Consider the following 19,923-nt stretch of genomic DNA (forward strand, 5'->3'; position numbering starts at 1 on the left):
ACGCAATCCCCGGAACTACCTGGCCTTTCTCGGCCTCGCCGCCGCCCTGTGCTGCTACAAGAGACTCGTCCACCTCACCACATAGGACACCGTCTAAGAGGCCGGATGCCCTGGAATCCGGGACGTACGCACACGAGTTCCGGCTCATTCCCAACGGGGGCCGGAAACGGGGGCACGATCTGGCGTCGCCGCCCGGCGCCGGTCCTCCGCGACCTGCGCGCCCACGGCCCGCCCGCCCGGCTCTTCACCCCTGCGCTGCGCCCGAGGCGGGAGAGCCCCGGGCGGACAGCCAGGGCGGGTGGAGTGCCGACCGGGCCCACCGTGCCGGGCAGGCCGACAGAACGACAGATCGGGACCGCCAGTGGGTGCGGTCGGCCTGGCCGGCCGGTCAGGACGGTCGAGCCGGTCGGCCGGTCGGGCTGGGCGGACCGGTCGGGCTGGGCGGACCGGTCGGCCTGGGCGGACCGGTCGGGCTGGCCGAGCTGGTCGAGCCAATGGGCCGGTCGGCCGGTCGGACCGAGCGAGCCGGTCTGCCGGTCGGGCTGGTCGAGCCGGTTGGCCAGGCGGGCCAGTGAGGCCGGTCTAGCCGGGCAAGCGAATCAAGCCAATGAGCCGGTCGGACCGGGCGGACCAGGTGAGCTGGTCGGCCGGTCAGACTGATCGGGCCGGGCGGACCGGTCGCACTGATCGGCTGGTCAAGCCGGTCAGGTCGGTCGGGTCGGTCGAGCCAGTCGAGCCAATCGGACCGGTCAGGCCCGGCAGGCCGATCCGGCTGGTCGGGCCAGTCGGCCCAGCGGACCGACCAGGCCCGGCGGACCGATCAGGGGCTGCGGACCGATCAGGGGCTGCGGCGGCGGGGGCGCGGTGTCCGTGAGCGGGCGCCGCGCGCCGTCGCGCTCGCGGCCCCCCCGCTCGGCGCCGCCCTGATCTTCGGCGGCCTGCCCGAGGGCGCCGCCGATCTGCCCGCGTCGCCGGCCTCTGCAGTCGCTGACGCGCGGGCTCCGGTATGAGGTCACAGGTACCGTCCGGCGCCCCGGGACGGCATAAGCTCGGCGGATGGCGAAGTACTTCGACGTGCACCCCGAGAACCCGCAGCCGCGCAGCATCGGCCAGATCGCCGACGCGGTCCGCTCGGGCGCGCTCATCGCATACCCGACCGACTCCTGTTACGCGCTCGGCTGCCGGCTGGGCAGCCGGGACGGCACGGACCGGATCCGCTCCATCCGCCGGCTGGACCACCGGCACCACTTCACCCTGATGTGCCGGGACTTCGCGCAGCTCGGCCAGTTCGTCCGGGTCGACAACGACGTGTTCCGGGCCGTGAAGGCGTCGACACCGGGCAGCTACACGTTCATCCTGCCGGCCACCCGCGAGGTGCCGCGCATGCTCCAGCACCCGAAGAAGAAGACCGTGGGCGTGCGCATCCCCGACCACGTGGTCACCCAGGCGCTGCTGGCGGAGCTGGGTGAGCCGCTGCTGTCCAGCACGCTGCTGCTGCCGGACGAGGAGGAGCCGCTGACCCAGGGCTGGGAGATCAAGGACCGGCTCGACCACGTGGTGGACGCCGTGGTCGACTCGGGCGACTGCGGCACCGAACCGACGACGGTGGTCGACTTCTCCAGCGGAGAAGCGGAGATCGTCCGACGGGGCGCCGGGGACACCAGTCGCTTCGAGTGAGCGCCCGGGACACCGGTACCCGCCGGGCGGGCACCCCGGCCGCTCAACGCGAACGGCACGGAAGCCGCGCGGGGGCGGGCGCACACCGACCGCGCACACAGCGCCACCGGCGCCGACCAGCACCGGCACCGGCACCGGCACCGGCACCGGGCGAGCCACCCGAGCACCACCCACCGCGCCCAAGTGCCCCCGGCCGCCCATCGCCGCCCCGCGCGTGAGCGCCCGGGGCACCGGGTGCGCCGGACTGGATCTTGCGTGGCAGCATGGCCGTAGCCGCGGCGCCGGGCGGGCACCCGCCGCCCGCGCCCATCCCCGAGGGAGGGCCTTCTCACCATGACCGATGTCCAGGCGACCGCCGTCGACATCCCCACCGAGGACGGCGTCGCCGACGCCTACCTCGTCCATCCGGCCGACGGCCGGCCCCGTCCGGCCGTCCTCTTCTACCAGGACGCCTACGGTCTGCGGCCGTACCTGCGGTCGATGGCCGACCGGCTCGCCGGTGCCGGATACACGGTGCTGGTGCCGAACGTGTTCTACCGCCTGGGCCGCGCACCGGTCCTTCAGCTGCCCGAGTTCATCGACCCCGGCGCCGACCCGACCCTCTGGGAGCGGCTCGGTCCGATCGTGACCGGACTGACGCCGGACCAGGTCAGGCGGGACGCGGACGCCTACCTGCGGTGGCTGGCGGACAGCCCGGTCGCGGCCGGCGGCCCGGTCGCGCTGACCGGCTACTGCATGGGCGCCCGGCTCGTGCTGTGGACCGCGGGCGCCCACCCGGACCGGGTCGCCGCGGGGGCCGGCTTCCACGGCGGGCGCCTCGCCACCGACGACCCGGACAGCCCGCACCTCCAGGCTCCGGCCATCACCGCCGAGCTCTACTTCGGGCACGCCGACGAGGACCCGTCGCTGCCCCCGGAGCAGGTGGCGCGCCTCGAGGAGGCGCTGACCGCCGCCGGGGTGCGGCACACCTGCGAGGTGTACACCGGCGCCCACCACGGCTACACCCAGGCGGACACCCCGGCCTACGACCGGGAGGCCGACGAGCGGCACTGGGCGGCGCTGCTCGGTCTGCTCGAGCGCACGTTCTGACCCTGTCCCGGGCACGTCCTGACCCCGGGCCCGGCGCCCTCCCGACGGCGGGCGCCGGGCGGATCTCGTCCATGTCATTGACATGCACTCGTCTCGGCCTGAATCTGAGAGCGCTCTCACGCAGGTACGGACCAATTCCGTACGACCCCGACCCCACACGGAGGTGGAGAGTGCTCCACAGGTCCATCCGCCGCGCGCTTCCCCGTCGCGCGCTCCCCCTGGCCGCCGCCGCGGCGCTGCTCGGCGGACTGCTCGGCCTCGGCGCACCGCAGCGCGCCGGTGCCGCCGTCCCCGACACCATCCCGCTGAAGATCACGAACAACTCGGGCCGTTCCGAGCCGGTGTACATCTACGACCTCGGCACCCAGCTGTCCTCGGGACGGCAGGGCTGGGCCGACGCGAGCGGCGCCTTCCACGCCTGGCCGGCGGGCGGTAATCCGCCGACCCCCGCACCGGACGCGGCGATACCCGGCCCGGCCGCCGGGCAGTCCACGACCATCCGCATCCCCAAGTTCTCCGGCCGCGTCTACTTCTCGTACGGCCAGAAGCTCGACTTCAGGCTCACCACCGGCGGACTGGTGCAGCCGGCCGTCCAGAACCCGTCCGACCCCAACCGGAACATCCTCTTCAACTGGTCGGAGTACACGCTCAACGACTCCGGGCTGTGGCTCAACAGCACCCAGGTGGACATGTTCTCGGCGCCGTACGCGGTCGGGGTGCAACGGGCCGACGGCAGCGTCAGCAGCACCGGGCACCTGAAGTCCGGCGGCTGGAACGGCTTCTTCGGCACGCTCCGCGCACAGCCGGGCGGCTGGGCGGGCCTGATCCAGACCCGTCCCGACGGCACCGTGCTGCGCGCGCTGTCCCCGCTGTACGGGGTGGAGACCGGCGCGCTGCCGGCGAACGCGATGGACGACTACGTGAACCGGGTCTGGCAGAAGTACACGACGACGACGCTGACCGTCACGCCGTTCGCGGACCAGCCGAACACCAAGTACTACGGCCGTGTCTCCGGGAACGTCATGAACTTCACCAACTCCTCCGGCGCGGTCGTCACCAGCTTCCAGAAGCCCGACGCGGCCAGCATCTTCGGCTGCCACAAGCTGCTGGACGCGCCCAACGACAACGTCCGCGGGCCCATCTCCCGCACGCTGTGCGCCGGTTTCAACCGCTCGACCCTGCTGGTGAACCCCAGCCAGCCGGACACCACGACCGCGAACTTCTACCGGGACGCGGTGACCAACCACTACGCGCGCGCGATCCACGCGCAGACGGCCGACGGGAAGGCGTACGCGTTCGCCTTCGACGACGTCGGCAACCAGGAGTCCCTGGTGCACGACGGCAGCCCGCAGCAGGCGTATCTGACGCTTGATCCGCTGAGCTGACACGCGAGCGGTCCCGCACCCGGAGGGCCGGGTGCGGGACCGCTGTCGTCAGTGCGGGATCAGCCGGTCGTCAGGGCCGTGTCGTCCACGACGAAGCTGGTCTGCAGCGAGGAGTCCTCCACGCCGTTGAACTTCAGCGTGACCGTCTGGCCCGCCAGCGAGGACAGGTCGAAGGTCTTCTGGGTGTAGCCGGAGGCCGCGTTGAGGTTCGAGTAGGTCGCGAGGGTCGTCGAACCCGCCGTCACCGTCAGCGTGTCGTACTGGGTGCTGGTGGTGGTCTCGGCGGTGTCGACGTGCAGGTAGAAGGTCAGGGTGGCCTTGCAGCCCGCGGGGATCGTCACCGACTGGGAGACGCTGTCGGTGTGCGAGGAGCCGTACCCGTCCAGCCAGGCCTTGTAGGACCCGCTGTGGGCCGCCTGCCCGCTGTCCGTGGTGATGACGCCGCTGGTCGAGGTCCAGCCGGTGCTGCCCGACTCGAAACCGGGGTTGCTCAGCAGCTGGGTGGAGGTGCAGCCGCCGCCGGTCGCGCTGACCGTCCAGCCGAAGGTGGCGGTGCCGGTCGCGCCGGTGGAGTCCTTCACCGTGACCGTGGTGCTGGAGGTGCCCGCCGTGGTGGGCGTACCCGAGATCAGACCGGTCGAGCTGTTGATCGACAGGCCGGCCGGCAGTCCGGAGGCGCTGTACGTCAGGGCGCCGCTGTTGGTGCTGCTCGCCTGGATCTGCAGGCTCACGGCGGTGCCGACGGTGGAGGACTGGCTGCCCGGGTTGGTGACGGTCACCCCGCTGCTCGGCGGGTTGATGTGGCTGCCCACGTTGATGCCGGCGAAGGCGTTGCCCACTCCCGCGTACTGCGTGGAGTTGGTGCCGTACAGCGCGGCGGCGGCGTTGAGGGCGGCGGTGCGGGCGCCGGCGTAGTTGGTGCTGGACGTCATGTACGTCGTCAGCGCCTTGTACCAGATCTTCAGCGCGGCGTCGCGGCCGATGCCGGTGACGGCGACGCCGTCGGAGGTCGGGCTGTTGTAGGTCACGCCGTTGATGACCTTGGTGCCGCTGCCCTCGGACAGCAGGTAGAACATGTGGTTGGCCGGACCGGAGGAGTAGTGCACGTCGAGGTTGCCGACCCCGGAGTACCAGCTGTCCGCCGAACCGCCGTCCTTGCTCGGCTTGTCCATGTAGCGCAGCGGGGTGCCGTTGCCGTTGATGTCTATCTTCTCGCCGATGAGGTAGTCACCGGGGTCGGAGCTGTTGTTGGCGTAGAACTCCACGCCGGTGCCGAAGATGTCGGAGGTCGCCTCGTTCAGGCCGCCGGACTCGCCGCTGTAGTCGAGGCCCGCGGTGTTGGAGGTGACGCCGTGGCTCATCTCGTGGCCGGCCACGTCCAGCGAGGTCAGGGCGTGGGTGTTGCCCGAGCCGTCGCCGTAGGTCATGCAGAAGCAGCTGTCGTCCCAGAACGCGTTGACGTAGCCGCTGCTGTAGTGGACGCGGCTGTAGGCGGCGACGCCGTCGTTGCGGATGCCGCTGCGCCCGAAGGTGTTCTTGTAGAAGTCCCAGGTCTCCTGCGCGCCGTAGGCGGCGTCGGCGCCCGCGGTCTGGGTGTTGGAGCCGGTCCCGTCGCCCCAGACGTCGTCGGCGTCGGTCATCAGGGTGCCGGTGCCGGACGTGCCCCGGTTGAGGTTGTACGTCTTGTGGCCGCCGCGCGTGGTGTCGTTGAGCTGGTACGTCGATCCCGACAGCGTGGTGTTCAGGGTGACGGTGCCGCTGTACTGGGTGTTGCCGGTGCCGGTCTTGACCGCCTGGTACCGGTACAGCTCCTTGCCGGTGCCGGCGTCGGTGATGACGTGCAGCTGGCTGGGCGTGCCGTCGTCCTGGAAGCCGCCGACCACCGTCTCCCAGGCGAGCTTCGGAGTGCCGCTGCCGGCCCAGATCACCTTGCGGGCGCTGTCGGTGGTGGGCTTCTCGGCGCGCAGGGTCTTCGCGGCCTTCAGGGCCGTGGTCGCGGCGGCGGCCTTGCTGACGGTCGCGGTGGTGGAACGCACCTTGATCGTGCGCTTGTTGTTGAAGGTGGCGCTCACCGTGCCCTTGGCCAGCGAGGCGGGCGGGGTGTGCACGACGAGGTCGCCGCCGAGGACGGGCAGCCCGGCGTACGTGCGCTCGTACCGCGTGTGCAGGGTGCCGTCGTTGTCCTTGACGACGTCCTTGACGACCAGCTTCTCCTGGGCGCCGAGGCCGAGAGTGCGGGCGGTCGTGGAGGTCTGCTGCCGGGCGCTCTTGATCAGCGCCTGGTGCTGGGCCGGGCTGAGCTTCGCCTCCAGGCCGCCGGTGCGCAGCGGGCCGGGGTGGGCGGCGGTCGGTGCGGCGGTGGCCGGGACCGCCTGGAGGCCGACGGCGAGGAAGGCCGCGGTGGAGACCAGGGCGGCTCCTAGCGTGGCCCGCTTGTGGGGAAGGGGTCTGTGGGGACTCACTCGTACTCCTCCTGCTGCGGCCGCGGGTCGGCGGCCGGTGACAGACGGGCAGACGGGTCTGCTGCCCGGGGTGAGCTGAGCTGTGCGGGACCGTGATCCAGGAACGGGTGGGGTGGATCAGCGTGCTGAGGGAGAATGACAGCATTGACCGAGCCATGTCACCTCACGGCGAGTCAATCGAGGGTTTTCCCTATCGCTCCGCGCACGCGAACACCATCGCCCGCGGCAGCCGCGCCTCCCCGCGCCGCGTCGTCACCCACCTGGTCCGCGGGGCGGGCAGCCGGCGGTTCCTGGACGTCTGACGACGACGCGACGGTCCCGGCGCACGCCCCGACGCCGCTCTCCTCCTCCCCCGCGGGGGCGGCCGCCTAGGTCGACGCCGGCGTCGTACCGGTCATCCGGTGACGCCCGGAACCCGGTCCCCGGCCCGCAGGCCGTCGCGGAACACCCAGGCACGCGGTCGGACCCACGGTCACCCCGTCGCCCACCGCAGGCAAGCTGCACGCGCCGTCCCGCGGAGGGAGGCGTGCTGCGAACCGGCCGAGCACGCGGGCGCGTTGGGCGTGACCCCGGCGTTCCGCCGCTGACCGGCGCGTTGTTACCGTGCACCGCGTGTCTGACTCCTCACGCGATACCGCACAGGGCGCCGGCTGGGGCGCGGCCGAACCCGGCACCTACGGACGGCTGATGCCGGACCACGTCGAGAAGCTGTCGTGGCTGAACCCGCGCGTCCTGTGGGCCGCCCGCAACGGCGTGCTGGCGTCCTGGTTCGGCGACCCGACCGGCCGTACGCGCAGCCGTTGGGTGGCCTCCCGGGCGGCCGCGGGAGCGCCCGGGGACAAGGTGATCCGCCGGGACGTACCGGAGCGGTTCTCCTTCATGGTCATCGGGGACACGGGTGAGGGGGGCGACTCCCAGTACGCCGTCGTGCCCGGGTTCCTCCGGGTGGGCCGGGACACCGACTTCGCGGTCATCGCCAGCGACGTGATCTATCCCGTCGGCAGCGCCGACGACTACGGCGACAAGTTCTTCAGGCCGTACCAGGACTATCCCGCGCCGATCTACGCGATCCCCGGCAACCACGACTGGTACGAGGACCTCGGCGGCTTCATGCGCGTCTTCTGCGCCGACCCCCCGCCGCCCGCCCCGGAGCCCCGGCCCCGCCCGCTCACCCGCGCCTGGTGGCGCTCCCTGCTGTGGCACCGGGCGCGCCCCGCCGACGAGCAACGGCCGGCGACGGCACGGGAGTCGCGCTCCGCGCCGGGCCAACAGGCGGCACAGCCCGGCCCGTACTGGGCGATCGACGCGGGACCGGTGCGGATCGTCGGCATCGACACCGGTCTGCTGGGCACGGTCGACGCCGAACAGGGCGCCTGGCTGCGGGAGATATCGAAAGGACCCCGGCCGAAGATCCTCGTCACCGGATCGCCGTTGTACGTCGACGGGGAGCACCACCCCTGCCCCATCGAGGGTGGCGGCACGGTGGACGAGATCGTCCGGGCTCCCGAGCACCACTACGTGGCCGCGATCGGCGGCGACATCCACAACTACCAGCGGTACCCGGTCGACGTGGACGGCCGCACGATCCAGTACGTCGTCGCGGGCGGCGGCGGGGCGTTCATGCACGCCACGCACACCATCCCGCCGGTCGCGGTCGGCGGGGTCACCGAAAGCGCGTTCCGCTGCTACCCGCTGCGCGGCGACTCGCTCGCGTTCTACAGCCGCCTGTACGGCCGCAGGCTCCGGCTGCGCCGCTTCTTCACCCTCACCGAGGCGGAGGCGACGGCTGTGATCGCCGAACGGCTCGGCATCGAGCCGGCCCGCGCACCCGGCCCGGACGTCCGGGTCACCCGCCGTGCCCGCCTGGTCGCGAGCCTCCTCGGGGCCGGCCGCCGCCCCGGCCGGTCCGCCCGGTTCCGGCTGCCCGTCCGCAAGATCTACACCCAGTTGTTCTCGCCGTCCTCCGCCACCTACAGCCCGCCCTTCTTCAAGTGCTTCCTGCGGCTGGACGTCGGTCCCGACGCGGTCCGGCTGCGCTGCTTCGCCGCGACCGGCAACCGCGCGCAGGAGCTCGACCCGCCGGTGGAGGACGAGGTGGTGATCCCGCTGCCCCGGACCGCGTGATCACGGGGCCGGCCGAACTGATCACACGGTTGTCACACTCGCCTGCGAGAATCGGTACGGAGCCGACGTACCACCGCTGGAGGAGCCCGTGCCGTCCACCCGTCGCCCGCTGCGCAAGCTGGGCTTCCTCAGCATCGGCCTGTTCGACCCCGCGGACCCGGGCCGGGGCCACGAGTCCACCCTGGAGATCATCGAGCTGGGTGAGCGGCTCGGCTTCGACAGCGCCTGGGTCCGCCACCGGCACCTCCAGTACGGCATATCGTCCCCGGTCGCCGTGCTGGCCGCCGCCTCGCAGCGCACCCGCCGGATCGCGCTGGGCACCGCGGTGACACCGCTCGGCTGGGAGAACCCGCTGCGGCTCGCCGAGGACCTGGCGACGGTGGACGTGCTGTCCGGCGGCCGGCTGAACCCGGGCGTCAGCGTCGGCCCGCCCCTGCACTACGACCAGGTCAAGGACGCCCTCTACCCGGACACCGCCGACGCGGAGGACTTCTCCTACGAGCGCGTGCGGCGGCTGCTGGACCTGGTGCGCGGCAAGCCCGCCACCGACTTCAGCGGGGTGGAGGGCATCGAGGTCTTCAGCGACGTCGTCCAGCCGCACTCCCCCGGGCTCGGCCGGCGGCTGTGGTACGGCGGCGGCAGCCTCGGCTCGGCGCGCTGGGCCGGCGAGCACGGCATGAACTACCTGACGAGCAGCGTCGTCAAGGCGGAGGACCCCGAGGCGCCCCTGGACTTCGCGGAGATCCAGCTGTCCCACATCCGCGCGTTCCGCGCCCATCACCCGGACGGGGAGGCGGCCCGGGTCTCCCAGGGGCTGGTCGTGATCCCCACCGACTCGGCGACACCGGAGCAGCGCGCCAAGTACACGGCCTACGCCGCCGGGCGCCTGCCCCGTACGGCCTCCCCGCAGGGCCCGGCGCGGCTGCTGTTCGCGCCGGACCTGGTCGGCACCTCCGCGGAACTGGCCGAACGGCTGCACGCGCACGTCGCGTTCCGCGAGGTCGACGAGGTGGCGTTCGCGCTGCCGTTCACGTTCGAGCACGAGGACTACGTGCAGATCCTGACCGACATGGCGACGCGGCTGGGCCCGGCGCTGGGCTGGCGGCCCGCCGACTGAGTCACCAGCGACCCGCCTCCGTGCCGGTCACCGGCTCGGAGCAGGTGCATCGTGGCCCGGTTGCTCCAGGAAGCGACACTGCCGGGCACCCAGCCGAAGCGGACCACGGGGCCAGCGGGCCGCCCGCCGGGCGTGCCCGTCACCGGCTCGGAGCACCGCCCGTCCACCCCGACCGGCACCTCACCGCGGAGCATCACCCGGTACGCGCCGAGCACCGGCTCGGCGTCGGCTCCCAGCCCCGGCCGGCGACGACGCTGGGCCGGCGGCCCGCCCGCCCAGTCACCAGCGGCCCGCCTCCGTGCCCGTCACCGGCTCGGAGCAGGTGCATCGTGGCCCGGTTGCTCACTGCCGGGCACCCAGCCGAAGCGGACCACGGGGCCGGCGGCCCGCCCGCCGAGCGTGCCCGTCACCGGCTCGGAGCACCGCCCGTCCACCCCGACCGGCACCTCACCGCGGAGCATCACCCGGTGCGCGCCGAGCACCGGCTCGGCGTCGGCTCCCAGCCCCGGCCGGCGACGACGCTGGGCCGGCGGCCCGCCCGCCGAGTCACCAGCGACCCGCCTCCGTGCCCGTCACCGGCTCGGAGCACCGCCCGTCCACGCCGAGCGGCACCTCACCGCGGAGCATCACCCGGTGCATGACCCGCGGGGAACCCACGTGGGCGTGGTCGCTCGGCGCCAGGTGCATCGTGGCCCGGTTGTCCCAGAAGGCGACGCTGCCGGGCTCCCAGCGGAAGCGGACCGTGTACTCGGGGCGCACGGCCTGCTCCAGCAGCATCTCCAGCAGCGCCGCGCTCTCCGGCCGGGAGACGTCCACGATCTGCTCGACGTAGTAGCCGTTCACGAACAGCACCCGTTCCCCGGTCTCCGGGTGCACCCGGACCAGCGGGTGCACGGAGGCGACCTGGTGGTCCAGCAGATGGCGGAGGTAGGCGTCGTCGCCGGGCCGGGGCTGGTAGCCGACGCCGAGCCGGTGCTCGGCGCGCAGGCCGTCGGCGAAGGCGCGGACCGGCGCGGACAGTCCGGCGTAGGCGGCGGCCAGGTTGGCCCAGGTGGTGTCGCCGCCGTAGGGCGGGACGGTCTCGGCGCGCAGGATGGTCGCGGCCGGCGGGTCGACGCGGGCCCCGTGGTCGCAGTGCCAGCCGCGCAGCAGGGTGTGCCGGCGCCGGCTCAGCCACTCGTCGTGGTCCATGTCGTACCGTCCGCCCAGTTCCAGCCGGTCGGCGGTGGTCTCGATCTCGGGGAAGCCGGGCGGCGAGTGCGGTCCGCGGCGCGGGAGCACCACCGGTTCGCCGAAGCGGCGCGCGAAGGCGATGTGCCCGGCGTGATCGAGCCGCTGACCGCGGAAGAACACCACCTTCCAGCGCAGCACCGCGTCCCTGATGAGCGCGGTCACCGCGTCGTCCAGCGGCCCGGCTAGGTCGACGCCGGTGATCTCGGCGCCGATGTGCCCGGCGACCGGCCGCACCTCCACGCCCGTGACGTGACCCGTTCCGTCCGCGGTCGCCCTGTCCGCCGTCATGCGCCCTCCGGTGCTCGTCCGTGTCCGCTACCGGTCAGATCGTGACACCCTCTGTCCCGGCACGGCGAACTCCCGTATCACCGTGTTGCGGAACACGGCCGTGCCGCCGGCGCTGAACAGGGCCAGGCGGTCGTCGACCAGGTAGGGGAACACCTCGGCGGAGTGCACGTACCGGCCGTCGTCCACGAACATCTCGACGGACGTGCGGTCCACGAGGATCCGCAGCCGCACCCGGCCGGCGGACCGGTCGAACGGGGTGCGGCTCTCCTGCCGGGTGCCGCCGGTGTCGGGGTTGACCGTGCCGCGACGGTTGAGGAAGGCGTAGTCGCCGTACACCCCGGCGTCGATGTGCCGTACGCCGTCCGGGGAGCGGCGCAACTGGACGCCCGCGCCGGTGAGTTCGGACCAGGTGATCTCGGTGCTCAGTTCGTAGGAGATGCCGGTGTGGTCGAGCGTGCGGGTGCCGTCGACCGTCAGGTCGCCGAGGCGCACGGTCCGGGAGACGTAGGCGTCGAGCGCGGGGACCGGGCGGGAGGCGAGGTGGTAGCCGCCGGAGGCGGTCCGCCTCAGGGTGATCTCGCGGACGATCGAGTCGGTGCCGTTGAAACCGTCGCCGTCGATGGTGGGGGTGGTGTGCGCGTAGGCCCAGTTGTTCAGCCAGCCGAGGGCGTGGCGGGTGGCCGGGTCGACCGTGCCGTCCGGGTTCCGCTTCTCGAAGGTGACGGCCGCGTACCAGTCCCAGCCGTGGTCGAGCCACTGCGGGCCGGCGGAGTCGGCGGTGAACCCTGCGCCGTCGAACGAGCCCGTCCAGTAGGCGTAGGTGCCGGGCTGCCCGGAGCCGGTGCCGTCCGCGCTCACGCCCAGCACCCACTTCACGGCGCCGTCGTCGGCGGTGATGCGGAACAGGTCGGGGCATTCGAGGACACCGAGGCCGTCCTTGACGAAACCGCCGGCGTACGTCCAGGACCTGAGGTCCGCCGAGTGGTAGAAGCCGACCTTGTTCCGTTCGGCGAGGGCCATCACCCAGCGGTCGCGGTCGCCGTCGCGGATCACCTTGGGGTCGCGGAAGTCGAGGACGCCCGGGTTGGCGAGAACGGGGCCGGTGCCGTGGTTCGTGAACGTGCGGCCGCCGTCCGTCGAGTAGTACAGGAACTGCTCCTGGTGGTCGGTGCCGCCGCCGGGTGACATGGTGACGACGGCGACGACAGCGCCCGCGCCGAAGCCGGCCGTGCCGGTGGTGTCGACCACCGCCGAGCCCGACCACACGTCGCCGTTGACGGTCGTGTCCTTGGGGACGGCGATGCCCCGGTCGGTGAAGGAGACGAGGTCGGTGCTGGTGGCCAGCCGCCACGCGGTGCCCTCACGGCCGTCCAGGTAGTCGGCGTTGTAGAGGTAGTAGCAGTGGTACTCGCCGTCGATCCAGACCGGGCGCTGCGGGTCGTTCTTCCACTGGTCGGGCACGGTGAAGTGGTAGTCGGCGCGGTACCGCGCGCACCCGGCCGGCGACCCGGGCCGCGGCCTCGCCCCGGCGGGCGCCGCGGGCAGCAGCGCCGCGCCGGCTCCGGCGGCCGTGGAGGCGAACAGGGCCCTTCTGCTCAGACCACGCATCGTTCGGTGTCCCCTTCCTGACGGGTCATCGGCTCAAGGGACTGTAGACCTAACTCGTTAAAGGTCAAGTGTTCCCGCGCCTTGACACGGATGTGACGCGCTTTTCATCATCGGGGGCATCACTCCTCGACTAACACGAGTTAGGCACGCTTGGATGACCGACTCGCTCTACTCCCGCCGCGCCCTGCTGCGCTACGGCGCCTACGGCGCGGGAGCCGCCGCGCTCGCCGGCACCGCCGCGAGCTGGGACCGGCTCACCGGAGCCGACATCCCGGGCCGCGACGACGGCTCCCTGGTCGTCGCCACCCTGGGGTCCGCGTTCGCCCCGGCCGGGGTCCGCGCCCTGGTCGACGGCTTCCGCCGGCTGCACCCCGACATCAAGGTCCGGATCAACGCGGTGCAGGCCGTGGACTGGTCGGACTTCTTCGCCAAGATCCTCACGCAGATCGCGGCGGGCACCGCGCCCGACCTGGTCTACGTGGCCACCGAGGGCGTGCAGTTGTTCGCCCGCCACCTGGGGGTGCCCCTGGACCGCTGGGTGCGGCGGGACGCGGCCGAACTGCGGGAGTACTTCGCCGACGTCCACCCCTCACTGGTGGAGTCGATGATGTACGAGGGCAGCCTGTACCAGCTCCCGATCGAGTTCAACGCCGCAGACATGTACCTCAACACCCGGGTGCTGCGGCGCGCCGGCGCCGAGTTCCCGGCCGGGGACTGGACGCGGGACGACTTCACCGCGCTGCTGCGCCGGATGAAGAGGGCGAGCGACTCGCACTTCACGCCGTACTTCTGGACCAACCGGCTGTGGGGCGGGGTGGTCCCCTGGCTGTTCGCGAACGGCACCAACCTGCTCGCCGAGTCCAAGGCGCCGGGCGGCTCCTGGCTGTGGGACGCCTTCTACCCGGCGGACCGGCGGCGGGGCCGCGGGGGCGGCTTCCGCTGGACGACGCCGCAGGCCACGGACGACCTGGTGGTGGAGGCGTACGACTACCTCGCCGGCCTGGTCCACGACGGACTGTGCACCCGGCCCGAGGGCGGCAACGGCCAGAACCTCATCGGGGTGTTCTCCACGGGCCGGGTCGGGGTCACCCCGGCCGGCGGCTTCTGGGCGGGCGGTCTGCATCTGGCCGGGATGCGCGCCGACGGCTTCGACGTGCAGTACTTCCCGCGCCGGCACACCCAGCGCCACCAGTTCGGCGCGGCCGGCTACGCGCTGCTGCGCACCTCGAAGCAGCAGGACGCGGCCTGGGAGTTCATCAAGTACTCGGCCCGCCGCGACACCCTGCGCAAGCTGTTCACCACCAACCAGACCACCGCGGCCCGCCGTTCGATGCTGACCGCGGACCGCTACCGGGAGACCGGCCCGGCGCACTGGCGGGTCTTCTACGACACCCTCGACCGGTTCCCCGACACCGGCCCCGTCCCGGCCCCGCCGCAGGTCGCCGAGGTGACCCAGGTGCTGCTGAAGCACACCGGGACGGCGCTGTCGAGCCCGGGTTCGGTCGGACCGGCGCTGCGCCGGATGCAGGGCGACCTGGAGAAGGCCATGGAGCGTGACGTATGACGGACACCCGGATCCCCTCCGTGCGGCCGCGCGCCGCGAGCCCGGCCGTGCGGGCCGTGCGCCCGGGACCGCGTGAGCGGGGGACGCGGCTGCTGGCGGCGGTGTTCCTGGCGCCGACGGTGGTCGGGATCGTGGTCTTCACGGTCGTACCGATCGCCGGTTCGGTCGTGCTGAGCCTCTTCCACTGGAACGTGATCGACCCGCCCGCTTTCGCGGGTGCGGCCAACTACCGGGAGGTGTTCGGCGATACGACCGTTCTGGTGTCCTTCCGCAACACGCTGGTCTTCATGGTCTTCGCGGTCGCCGCGCAGCTCCTGATCGCCCTGGCGCTCGCCCTCACGCTGAACGGCCGGATGCCGACGTGGCTGCGGTCGGTGTTCCGGTCGGCGTTCTTCTTCCCGCTCGTGCTGTCCGCCGCGTCCATCTCGGTCGTGATGAAGTACCTGTTCAACCAGGACTTCGGCGTGGTCAACTGGCTGATCGGCCTGTTCGGGATCGCCCCCGTGCCCTGGCTGACCTCCGAGCACGGCGCGATGGCCACGGTCGTCATCGTGTACGTGTGGCAGCAGTTCGGCTTCTCGTTCCTGCTGTTGGTGGGCGGACTGAACAACATCCCCAAGGAGATCCACGAGGCCGCCGCGCTCGACGGCGCGACCGGCCCGCGCAAGCACCTCGCCATCACGCTGCCGCTGCTCTCCCCCACCCTGCTGGTGGCCTCGGTGGTCGGCATCATCAACGCGCTCCAGGTCTTCGAGCAGCCGTACGTCCTCACCGACGGCGGCCCCGGCGACTCCACCCGCACGGTCGTGATGGTCATCTACGAGAAGGCCTTCGAGCAGCTGCGGTTCGGCGAGGCGTCCGCGGTGGGCGTGCTGCTGTTCGTGCTGATCATGGCGGTCACCGCCCTCCAGTTCCGGCTCAGCCGGCGTTTCGTCCACTACCAGTGAGCCGGGTGAGTCCCATGAGCCAAGCAACCCCGACCCTCAGCCGCGCCCGGTACTCGCTCGGACCGTGGGCGCGGGTCGCCGGGCTGGCGGTGTGCGCGCTGCTGACCCTCGGGCCGGTCGTGTGGACCGTGTCCACCTCGCTGCGCACTCCGGCGGAGTCGTTCGACCTGCCGCCGCGGATCATTCCCGCGCATCCCAGTGCCGCCGCCTACCACGGTGTGTTCGAGCAGATCGACGTGTGGCTGCTCGCGCTGAACTCGACCCTCGTGACGGCGTTGGTCGCGGCCGGCCAGATGGTCACCGCGGGGCTCGCCGGTTACGCGTTCGCCCGGCTCGACTTCCGTTTCAAGAAGCCGCTGTTCGGTCTGGTCCTGGCGACCATGATGGTCCCTTTGCAGGTCACCATCGTCCCGGTGTTCCTGGTGCTGAAGTCGATGGGCCTGACCGACACCCTGCTCGGTCTGATCGTGCCGGCGTTCCCGACCGCGTTCGGCACCTTCCTGATGCGCCAGTACTTCCTCGGCATGCCGAAGGATTTGGGCGAGGCGGCGATGCTGGACGGCGCCGGGCCCTGGCGGACCTTCCGGTCCGTGTACGCCCCGCTGGCCCGGCCGGGTCTCGCCATCGTCGGCGTGCTCGCCTTCAACTACCACTGGAACGAGTTCTTCCGCCCGCTGATCCTGGAGACCTCCGGCCAGAACTACACCCTGCCGCTGGGACTGGTCTCCCTCCAGGGCAACCTCGGCACCGGTTCCGTCTCGGTGGTCCTCGCGGGTGTCGTCCTCTCCATGATCCCCGCCGTCGCCGTGTTCGTCGTCGGCCAGCGCCCTCTCCGCGAGGGCATCACCTCCGCAGGAGTCAACCGTTGAGCCCCGCCGCTCCCGCCCAGGACCCGGACGCCCCCCGCTTCCGGGTCCGCCCGCCCGCCCACTGGATCAACGACCCCAACGGCCCCTTCCGCTGGCGTGGCCGCCACCACCTCTTCTACCAGCACAACCCGGCCGCCCCGGTGCACGCCGACGTCCACTGGGGCCATGTCTCCAGCCCGGACCTGGTCCGCTGGGAGCACCATCCGATCGCCCTCGCCCCGACCCCCGGCGGCCCCGACGAGGCGGGCTGCTGGTCGGGCTGCGTGGTGGACGACGGCGGTGTGCCCACGGCGGTGTACACCGGCGTCGACCACGCCCACACCGGGCTCGGCACCATCTGCCTGGCCCGCGCGGCCGACCCGGCCGACGACCGGCTGCTGGCCTGGCGGCCCCGGCCCGTCCCGGTGGTCCCGGGGCCGCCCCCGGGGCTCGACGTGGTGATGTTCCGCGACCCGTTCGTCTTCCGGCACGCCGGCCACCGCTGGGCCCTGGTCGGAGCGGGCCACGCCGACGGCACCCCGTCGGTGCTGCTGTACGGCTGTGACGAGCTGACCGACTGGCGGTTCGCGGGTGTCCTGCTGGACGGCCACGACCCCGTCGCGGCCGGCGCGTTCGGTGACGAGGCGGTCGGCTGGGAGTGCCCGCAGCTGTTCGGGACGTCCGGCGGCGACCACGTCCTGGTGGTGTCCCTGTGGGACGGCAGTCCCCGGACCACCGGCTATCTGACGGGCCGGCTGGCACCGGACACGCGGCCCCGGTTCGTGCCCCGCGCCGGCGGCCGGCTCGACCACGGACGGGACTTCTACGCCCCCGCCGTCCTCCAGGAGCCGGGCCGGGCCCTGATGTGGGGCTGGTCCTGGGAGGCGCGGGACGAGGCGGCGGTGCTGGCGGCCGGCTGGGCGGGCACGCTCACCGCGCCCCGGGTCGTCGACGCCGGTGCCGACGGCGCCCTGCGCGTCGCACCGGCCCCGGAGCTGGAACTCCTGCGCGCCGGCGCGCCGTTCGCGACCGGTCCGGGCCGGGCGGTGCCGCTTCCGCCGGCGTACGACCTGACGGTGACGGCGCGCGGCGCCACCACCGTCACCCTGCTGCGGTCGGCGGACCGGGCGCTGACGCTCCGGCTGGACCCGGACGCCGGCACCGTCGTCCTGGACCGCTCCGGGTGGCCCCGCGGGGGCGTCGGGGAGTCAAAGCCGGTGACGGTGGCGGTGCCGCCGGGGCCGGACCTCTGCGTGCGCGTCCTCGCCGACGGTTCCTTGCTCGAACTGTTCGTGGCGGACCGGGCGACGGTGACCGAGCGGGTCTACCGCCGGCCGGGCGATACCGCCGAGCTGCTGGTCGAGGGCGACGCCGGGGTCAGCGCGTGGGAGCAGGCCCCACCGAGGCGCGACTGACCACCGGACAGGCCAGCCGCCGCACGGTCGCGGGTGGGCTCCGGCCGGTGCCGAGGAGCGAGGAAGGCGGCCATGTGCTCCTGATCGTCACCGAGCGCGTCCACCGCCCCGGCCGGGCGATGCCGCCGAGCCGCTGGTCGAGGGCGACGCCGGGGTCAGCGCGTGGGAGCAGGCCCCACCGAGGCACGACTGACCACCGGACGGGCCAGCCGCCGCACGGTCGCGGGCGGGGTCCGGCCGGTGTCGATGGCGTCGAGCAGCAGCCGGGCCGCGGCCTCGCCCATCGCCCGGTGCGGCAGCGCCACGGTGGTGAGAGCCGGGGTCAGGAAGGCGGCCATGTGCTCCTGGTCGTCGTAGCCGACCACCGACAGCTCGCCGGGCACGGCAATCCCGAGCCGGGCCGCGGCGTGCAGCACGCCCGCCGCGACCCGGTCGTTGTAGCAGAAGATGCCGGTGGGCCGGTGGTGCGGGGCGGTGCCCGCGAGCAGCCGGGTGGCTCCCTCGTGGCCGCCGGTGATCTCGCCGCCGGTGCGTACGACCCACTCCCTGGGCACGGTGACGCCCTCGGCGCGCAGCGCGTCCCGGAAGCCGCGCAGCCGTTCCACCGAGGCGATGTCGTCCTGCCCGCCGACCAGGGCCACCCTGCGGTGCCCGGCCTCCAGCAGCAGGCGGGCGGCGGTCCGGCCGCCGGCCCGTTCGGCGGGGACGACGGCGGGCAGCGAGCCGTCCTCGGGCAGGCAGTTGGCGAGCACGGAGTGGGTGCGGTGCAGGCCCTCGGGGACCCGGACCCGGCGCAGGGACATCGCGGCGTAGATGATGCCGTCCACGCGCCGGTCGAGGAGTTCGGCGACGGCCGCGTCCTCCTTGGCCCGGTCGCCGCCGGAGTCCACGGTGAGGACGAGGTGGTCGCTGTCCCAGGCGGTCTCCATGGCGCCGCGCAGCAGCCGCCCGGCGAACGGGGACGTGGCGATCTCGTCGGTGACCAGGCCGATGACGGCGGTACGGCGGCGGCGCAGACCGCGGGCGACCGGGTCGGGCCGGTAGCCGAGCCGGGCGGCGGCCTGCCGGATGCGTTCCTGGGTGGCCGGTGAGAGGTTGCCCTCGGCACGGCCGTTGAAGACGAAGGAGACGGCGGTGTGCGAGACGCCGGCGAGCCGGGCGACGTCCCGTGAGGTGGGCCGCCCGCCGCCCACGCCGTTGCTGTCCGCGCCGCCGCCCATGCCGTCCGCCGCCCTCTTCCCACCGCCCGGTTGATCACCGCTCACCCTATCCGTGAGGCTGGAGACAGACACAGAGCAGATGATCGAGGGAAGGTCTCATCGTGAACGGTGTTCCGCTGTACACGCTCAACGACGGTACGACGATCCCCGCCGTCGGCCTCGGCACCTGGCCCCTGGACGACACGCAGGCCGAGCGGGCCGTGCGCACGGCGCTGGAGGCGGGCTACCGGCTGGTCGACACCGCGACGAACTACCGCAACGAGACCGGTGTCGGCCGGGGCGTGGCGGGCAGCGGGGTGCCCCGCGAGGAGGTGGTGGTGACGACCAAGCTGCCGGGCCGGCACCACGGGTACGAGGAGACCCTCGCGTCCTTCGAGGAGTCGCGGCGGCGGCTCGGCCTGGAGTACGTGGACCTGTACCTCATCCACTGGCCGAACCCGCGGGTGGACAAGTACGTCGGCGCCTGGAAGGCGATGATCCGGCTGCGCGAGGACGGCCTGGTCCGCTCGATCGGCGTCTCCAACTTCACGCCGGAGCACATCACCCGGCTGGAGAAGGAGACCGGGGTGCTGCCGTCGGTGAACCAGATCGAGCTGCACCCGCTGTTCCCGCAGGCGGAGCTGCGAGCCTTCCACGCGGAGAAGGGGATCGTCACCGAGAGCTGGAGCCCGCTGGGCCGGGGCAGCGATCTGCTGGACGACCCGGCGGTCGCCGGGGTCGCGCGGGCGCACGGGGTCACGCCCGCGCAGGTGCTGCTGCGCTGGCACGTACAGCTGGGCGCGCTGCCGGTCCCGAAGTCGGCGGACCCGGCACGGCAGCGCGCCAACCTGGACGTGTTCGGCTTCGAGCTGGACGAGGACGAGATGGCGGCCGTCGCCCGCCGCTCCCCGCGCCGGCTCGGCGGCGATCCCGAGACGCACGAGGAGTTCTGAGCGTACGAGGGGTC

General features: G+C 72.8%; 15 protein-coding genes. 11 read left to right on the forward strand and 4 right to left on the reverse strand.

What is annotated here, in order from left to right:
• Positions 1-1,056: 1,056 nt before the first annotated feature.
• The 3 genes from ACZ5DC_RS38920 (at position 1,057) to ACZ5DC_RS38930 (ending at position 4,151) form a co-directional block, all read left to right on the forward strand.
• Positions 1,057-1,677, forward strand: coding sequence for an L-threonylcarbamoyladenylate synthase (locus ACZ5DC_RS38920; protein ID WP_468660944.1), 621 nt, complete (start codon positions 1,057-1,059; stop codon positions 1,675-1,677).
• A gap of 333 nt (positions 1,678-2,010) precedes the next feature.
• On the forward strand, positions 2,011-2,766 hold the full coding sequence (locus ACZ5DC_RS38925; protein WP_468660946.1) for a dienelactone hydrolase family protein: 756 nt from the start codon (positions 2,011-2,013) through the stop codon (positions 2,764-2,766).
• Between the two features lie 170 nt (positions 2,767-2,936).
• A complete protein-coding gene (locus tag ACZ5DC_RS38930) occupies positions 2,937-4,151 on the forward strand; it encodes a glycoside hydrolase family 64 protein (protein WP_468660948.1) in 1,215 nt (404 codons plus the stop codon).
• Between the two features lie 59 nt (positions 4,152-4,210).
• Here ACZ5DC_RS38930 and ACZ5DC_RS38935 read toward each other — a convergent pair whose 3' ends face one another.
• On the reverse strand, positions 4,211-6,613 hold the full coding sequence (locus ACZ5DC_RS38935; RefSeq protein ID WP_468660950.1) for a M4 family metallopeptidase: 2,403 nt from the start codon (positions 6,611-6,613) through the stop codon (positions 4,211-4,213).
• A gap of 155 nt (positions 6,614-6,768) precedes the next feature.
• Between ACZ5DC_RS38935 and ACZ5DC_RS38940 the strand changes: the two genes are divergently transcribed.
• From ACZ5DC_RS38940 to ACZ5DC_RS38950, 3 genes are all read left to right on the forward strand, one after another.
• A complete protein-coding gene (locus tag ACZ5DC_RS38940; RefSeq protein WP_468660952.1) occupies positions 6,769-6,915 on the forward strand; it encodes a hypothetical protein in 147 nt (48 codons plus the stop codon).
• 310 nt (positions 6,916-7,225) lie between these two features.
• Complete coding sequence (locus ACZ5DC_RS38945) at positions 7,226-8,737, forward strand: metallophosphoesterase family protein (protein WP_468660954.1); 1,512 nt, start codon at positions 7,226-7,228, stop codon at positions 8,735-8,737.
• Positions 8,738-8,825: 88 nt separating this feature from the next.
• Complete coding sequence (locus tag ACZ5DC_RS38950; RefSeq protein ID WP_468660956.1) at positions 8,826-9,854, forward strand: LLM class flavin-dependent oxidoreductase; 1,029 nt, start codon at positions 8,826-8,828, stop codon at positions 9,852-9,854.
• 546 nt (positions 9,855-10,400) lie between these two features.
• Here ACZ5DC_RS38950 and ACZ5DC_RS38955 read toward each other — a convergent pair.
• Together ACZ5DC_RS38955 and ACZ5DC_RS38960 are read right to left on the reverse strand one after the other, a co-directional pair.
• Entirely contained in the window at positions 10,401-11,375 is a 975-nt protein-coding gene (locus ACZ5DC_RS38955; RefSeq protein ID WP_468660958.1) for a TauD/TfdA dioxygenase family protein, read from the reverse strand.
• A gap of 27 nt (positions 11,376-11,402) precedes the next feature.
• The gene (locus ACZ5DC_RS38960) at positions 11,403-12,983 is read right to left on the reverse strand and encodes a glycoside hydrolase family 32 protein (protein WP_468660960.1); all 1,581 of its coding nucleotides are present in this window, start codon (positions 12,981-12,983) and stop codon (positions 11,403-11,405) included.
• Between the two features lie 154 nt (positions 12,984-13,137).
• On the opposite strand from ACZ5DC_RS38960, the gene ACZ5DC_RS38965 reads away from it, so the two are divergent.
• From ACZ5DC_RS38965 to ACZ5DC_RS38980, 4 genes are read left to right on the forward strand one after another with little or no spacing between them, the layout of a single operon-like run.
• Positions 13,138-14,547: an extracellular solute-binding protein gene (locus ACZ5DC_RS38965; RefSeq protein WP_468660962.1), complete on the forward strand. Its 1,410-nt coding sequence runs from the start codon at positions 13,138-13,140 to the stop codon at positions 14,545-14,547.
• Positions 14,544-15,494, forward strand: a complete 951-nt coding sequence (locus ACZ5DC_RS38970; RefSeq protein WP_468660964.1) for a carbohydrate ABC transporter permease — start codon at positions 14,544-14,546, stop codon at positions 15,492-15,494. The genes ACZ5DC_RS38965 and ACZ5DC_RS38970 overlap by 4 nt, the downstream gene beginning before the upstream one ends.
• Positions 15,495-15,508: 14 nt before the next feature.
• Positions 15,509-16,363 (forward strand): carbohydrate ABC transporter permease, encoded by an 855-nt coding sequence (locus ACZ5DC_RS38975; protein WP_468660966.1) that lies wholly within the window; start codon positions 15,509-15,511, stop codon positions 16,361-16,363.
• On the forward strand, positions 16,360-17,757 hold the full coding sequence (locus ACZ5DC_RS38980; protein ID WP_468660968.1) for a glycoside hydrolase family 32 protein: 1,398 nt from the start codon (positions 16,360-16,362) through the stop codon (positions 17,755-17,757). Before ACZ5DC_RS38975 ends, ACZ5DC_RS38980 begins: the two co-directional genes overlap by 4 nt.
• A gap of 155 nt (positions 17,758-17,912) precedes the next feature.
• Here ACZ5DC_RS38980 and ACZ5DC_RS38985 read toward each other — a convergent pair whose 3' ends face one another.
• Positions 17,913-18,977 (reverse strand): LacI family DNA-binding transcriptional regulator, encoded by a 1,065-nt coding sequence (locus ACZ5DC_RS38985; protein WP_468661018.1) that lies wholly within the window; start codon positions 18,975-18,977, stop codon positions 17,913-17,915.
• Between the two features lie 101 nt (positions 18,978-19,078).
• Between ACZ5DC_RS38985 and ACZ5DC_RS38990 the strand changes: the two genes are divergently transcribed.
• Positions 19,079-19,909 (forward strand): aldo/keto reductase, encoded by an 831-nt coding sequence (locus ACZ5DC_RS38990; RefSeq protein ID WP_468660970.1) that lies wholly within the window; start codon positions 19,079-19,081, stop codon positions 19,907-19,909.
• Positions 19,910-19,923: the final 14 nt, after the last annotated feature.

Source organism: Streptomyces sp. NPDC031445, assembly GCF_055581365.1.